Origin of the sequence: Aeromonas sp. QDB30 (assembly GCF_027707645.1) — a bacterium.
Lineage (GTDB): Bacteria > Pseudomonadota > Gammaproteobacteria > Enterobacterales > Aeromonadaceae > Aeromonas > Aeromonas caviae.
The window spans coordinates 1-4,188 of record NZ_JAPCIY010000136.1 but is presented as its reverse complement, the minus strand read 5'-3'; the positions used below and the strand labels follow the sequence as shown (position 1 = coordinate 4,188).

2 protein-coding genes and 1 pseudogene are annotated in these 4,188 nt (G+C 60.1%); 1 reads left to right on the top strand and 2 read right to left on the bottom strand.

Going from position 1 to position 4,188, the window contains the following annotated elements:
* Positions 1 to 111: 111 nt before the first annotated feature.
* Together htpG and recR are read right to left on the bottom strand one after the other, a co-directional pair.
* On the bottom strand, positions 112 to 2,025 hold the full coding sequence (htpG, locus tag PG896_RS20530; protein WP_041212922.1) for a molecular chaperone HtpG: 1,914 nt from the start codon (positions 2,023 to 2,025) through the stop codon (positions 112 to 114).
* 539 nt (positions 2,026 to 2,564) lie between these two features.
* Positions 2,565 to 3,167, bottom strand: coding sequence for a recombination mediator RecR (recR, locus tag PG896_RS20525; protein WP_010674419.1), 603 nt, complete (start codon positions 3,165 to 3,167; stop codon positions 2,565 to 2,567).
* A gap of 620 nt (positions 3,168 to 3,787) precedes the next feature.
* Between recR and PG896_RS20520 the strand changes: the two are divergent.
* Positions 3,788 to 4,003: pseudogene (locus tag PG896_RS20520) on the top strand (helix-turn-helix domain-containing protein); the annotation flags it as partial.
* Positions 4,004 to 4,188 lie beyond the last annotated feature (185 nt).

Below are 4,188 nucleotides of genomic sequence, written 5' to 3'. Positions count from 1 at the left end.
TTGGAGACAGCCAGTTTACCAGCACCCTGTCTGTCAACTTCCACTTCCCCAAGATCCCGCGAAGAACCAAAAAAAAGCCCACTGTCATGCAGTGGGCCAATCACAATCACATCACGCCTGGAGTAGCAGACGGTTGATACGGGAGACGAAGCTCGCCGGATCATTGAGACCGCCCTGCTCCGCCAGCTGGGCCTGCTCGTGCAGGAGGGAGACCCACTCGCCAAACAGGCTCTCATCCTCGATGGTGCCGAGCTTCTTCACCAGGGCGTGGTCGGGGTTGAGCTCCAGGATGTACTTCTGCTCCGGCACCGGCTGACCGGCGGCGCGCATCAGCTTGATCATCTGGGTGCTCATGCCGTGGGCGTCGGTGACGATGCAAGACGGCGAGTCGGTCAGACGGTGGGTGACGCGCACCTCTTTCACCGCCTCCCCGAGGCTCTTCTTGACCCGCTCAACCAGACCGGCGTTGGCTTTTTCAGCCTCTTCCTGCGCCTGCTTGGAGGCGTCGTCTTCCAGATCCCCGAGATCCAGTTCGCCACGGGTGACGGAGACCAGCTGCTTGCCGTCGAACTCGGTCAGGTGGCTCATCAGCCACTCGTCCACCCGCTCCCACATCAGCAGCACTTCGACGCCCTTCTTGCGGAAGATCTCGAGGTGCGGGCTGTTCTTGGCAGCGGCATAAGAGTCGGCGGTGATGTAGTAAATCTTCTGCTGACCTTCCTTCATGCGGCCAACGTAATCCTCGAGCGACACGGTCTGGGCTTCGCCCTCGCCAGCGGTGCTGGCAAAGCGCAAGAGCTTCGCGATCTCTTCCCGGTTGGCGTAATCCTCTGCCGGGCCCTCTTTGAGCACATTGCCGAACTCGCTCCAGAACTTGGCGTACTTATCGCCATCCTCTTTCGCCAGCTTGTTGAGCATGGTGAGCACGCGCTTGGAGCAGGCCTTGCGCAGGGAGGCGGTCACCTTGTTGTCCTGCAGGATTTCACGGCTGACGTTGAGCGGCAGATCATTGGAGTCCAGCACCCCTTTCACGAAGCGCAGGTAGGTCGGCATGAACTGCTCGGCGTCGTCCATGATGAAGACGCGCTGCACGTAGAGTTTCAGGCCGTGCTTCTGCTCGCGGTTGTAGAGATCGAACGGCGCACGGGCCGGGATGTAGAGCAGGCTGGTGTACTCCTGGGCCCCTTCCACCCGGTTGTGACCCCACAGGAGCGGATCTTCGAAGTCGTGGGCGACGTGCTTGTAGAACTCCTGGTACTCCTCGTCCTTGATGTCCTTCGGGTTGCGGGTCCAGAGCGCGGTGGCGCGGTTGACCTGCTCCCACTCCCCCGGGGTGCCGACGATGGTTTCACCGTCTTCTTCCCGATCCGGAGTGCCCTCCTTGAACATCTCCACCGGCACGCTGATGTGGTCGGAATATTTGCTGACCACGGAGCGCAGGCGCCAGTCGTCCAGGAACTCCTCTTCATCGCTGCGCAGGTGCAGGATGACGTCGGTGCCGCGACCGGCTTTGGTCACGTCAGCCACGGTGAAGGAGCCTTCCCCTTGTGATTCCCACTGCACGCCCTGCTCCGGCGCGGTGCCGGCGGCGCGGGAGACCACGGTCACCTTGTCGGCCACGATGAAGGCGGAGTAGAAGCCCACCCCGAACTGGCCGATCAGCTGGGAATCCTTGCCCTGGTCACCGGAGAGGTGCTTGAAGAACTCGGCGGTGCCGGACTTGGCGATGGTGCCCAGGTGCTCGATCACCTGGTCACGGGTCATGCCGATGCCGTTGTCCGAAATGGTCAGGGTCTTGTTCTCTTTGTCCACCACCAGGCGCACGCGCAACTGGCCGTCGTTTTCGAACAAAGAGGCATCGGAAAGCGCCTTGAAGCGCAGCTTGTCCGCCGCATCGGAGGCGTTGGAAATCAGCTCGCGCAGGAATACTTCTTTGTTGGAGTAGAGGCTGTGAGCCATCAGGCTCAGCAGTTGTTTGACTTCAGTCTGAAAGCCGTGGGTTTCGGCGTGAACACTTTGGGTCATCGACCAGTCCTCAAAACGTCGGGTTGAACAGATTCCCAAGCTAGATGGGGTTGGCCTTTCAAATATCAAGGGGCTTGCGTGCAAACTTGAGAGCAAATTTGCACACCGGCCCCTCGCTTGGCCCACACAGGCAACCCCCTCACGGCCTCCCCCTTCACAAGGGGGAGGTGCACCGTCGTCCCCTGTCTGGCGAAGGGGTCAGACTGGAATCGAGAGGGGTGACATATAGCGGGGTCAGCCTTGCTCTCCCCTGCCAAAGGGAGGGCTGGGGTGGGGTGCGTTGCTCCCTCCTCTGCCAAGGGGAAGCATGAGGTGGGATCCGTTGCCCCCTCCCCTGCCAAAGGGGGCATGGGGCGGGCTCCGTTGCTTTCTTCCCTGCCAAAGGGAGGAGTGGGGCAAGATCCATTGCTCCCTCCCCTATCAAGGGGAGGGCCGGGGTGGGGTTCGTTGCTTTCTCCCCTGCCAAAGGGAGGAGTGGGGCAAGATCCATTGCTCCCTCCCCTGCCAAGGGGAGGGCCGGGGTGGGGTCCGTGGCCTCTTTAGCTCAGACGCTGACGCCCCATCAGGGAGTGGGAGAGCGTGGTGCCATCCACCAGCTCCAGCTCCCCGCCCACCGGCACCCCGTGGGCGATGCGGCTCACCTCCACCCCGGCGGTGCGGGCCATGTCGGCGATGTACCAGGCGGTGGCATCCCCCTCGATGGTGGGGTTGGTGGCGAGGATCAGCTCCTTGATCTGCTCCTCTTGCAGGCGGCGCTCCAGGATATCGAGCCCCAGCTCCTCGGGGCCGATGCCGTCAAGGGGAGACAGATGCCCCATCAGCACGAAGTAACGGCCGGAGAACTGGCCGGTCTGCTCGATGGCGGCCACGTCCGCCGGGCTCTCCACCACGCAGAGCAGGCCATTCTCCTCGCGCTTGGGATTGGCGCAGATCTCGCAGCGATCGTTCTCGGTAAAGGTGCGGCAGTGGCTGCAATGACCGATTTCGGTGAGCGCCCGGTTGAGCAGGGAGGCGAGACGCAGGCCGCCGCTGCGCTCGCGCTCCAGCAGGGTGAACGCCATGCGCTGGGCCGACTTGGGGCCCACGCCCGGCAAGACCTGCAGCGCCTTCATCATCTCATCGAGCAGGGGACTGAATTTCATGGGGATATCCTTTAAAGCCGCGCCGAAGGAGTGATTCGACCCGCTTGTCTGAAGCGGCGCCGACTCCTCCATCCGAACCTATCTTGTTGGCGCAGGACTATACCCGAGCCGGCCCCGGGCGCCAATGGCCGATCCCGCCATAGTGCCTGACGGCCCAACATCACCCCGGTCGGGGCGCAGCACTGAGCGGCAACCTCCCTTTCCCCTCTTCCCACAACCCAGATCACGCCATGATTGCCAAACCAATTCCGGGGAAACCGGGAAACCCTCCCAGATTGCCCCAACTCACTCCCCACCAGCCTCCAGACAAGCCAGCACGGCCAGAAACCAGGCCCACATTGTTTGGTTTTTCTATTCGATAACCAGTTATCGTTTAACAAAACCAAACAATAAATGCCCTCTTGAGGTCCCGATTTATGACGTTGCGCCGGTTTTCAACGGCTCCCCCTTCTGTTTTTTCACCGGCCGATTAGTATGACTCACGCGACAACCAGCTCCGTTGAGGCCGTTACTAAATAGCTGTTCCGAATAGTAGATCACCGGAGGAAGGGAACTCAGTCCAGTTTGTGCGATCTGATTAGTCGCTAAACAAAACAAGCCACACCCAAAGGACTGAGTTGATGCCTATCCTACCACCTCTGCCACGACCACAACGGCGCCGCATTCACAAAATCATCCATGCCACGCGTGATAAAGGGCATGCTCGTCGCTTGATGGCCATCTTGCTGTTACATGAAGGACGCACGATCACCGATGTTCATCACCTTACCGGCGCTGCGCGCTCGACCATCGGTCGTTGGCTTCGGTGGTATCGAGATGAAGGCATAGATGCGCTATATAGGAAATTAATTAAATGTCAACCACATAGGTTGTGGCAATTGACTGCGTTGTTGATCACGGCCATTTAAGTTGGAAACCGTGACATTGAAGTTGGAAACTCAAAGGGAAGGTGCGAACAAGTTCCTGATATGAGATCATGTTTGTCATCTGGAGCCATGGAGCAGGGTTCATCATGAGTCAT

Excerpts from the sequence above, each read along its gene's own strand:
- htpG (WP_041212922.1), bottom strand. The coding sequence starts at position 2,025 with ATGACCCAAAGTGTTCACGCCGAAACCCACGGCTTTCAGACTGAAGTC.
- recR (WP_010674419.1), bottom strand. The coding sequence starts at position 3,167 with ATGAAATTCAGTCCCCTGCTCGATGAGATGATGAAGGCGCTGCAGGTC.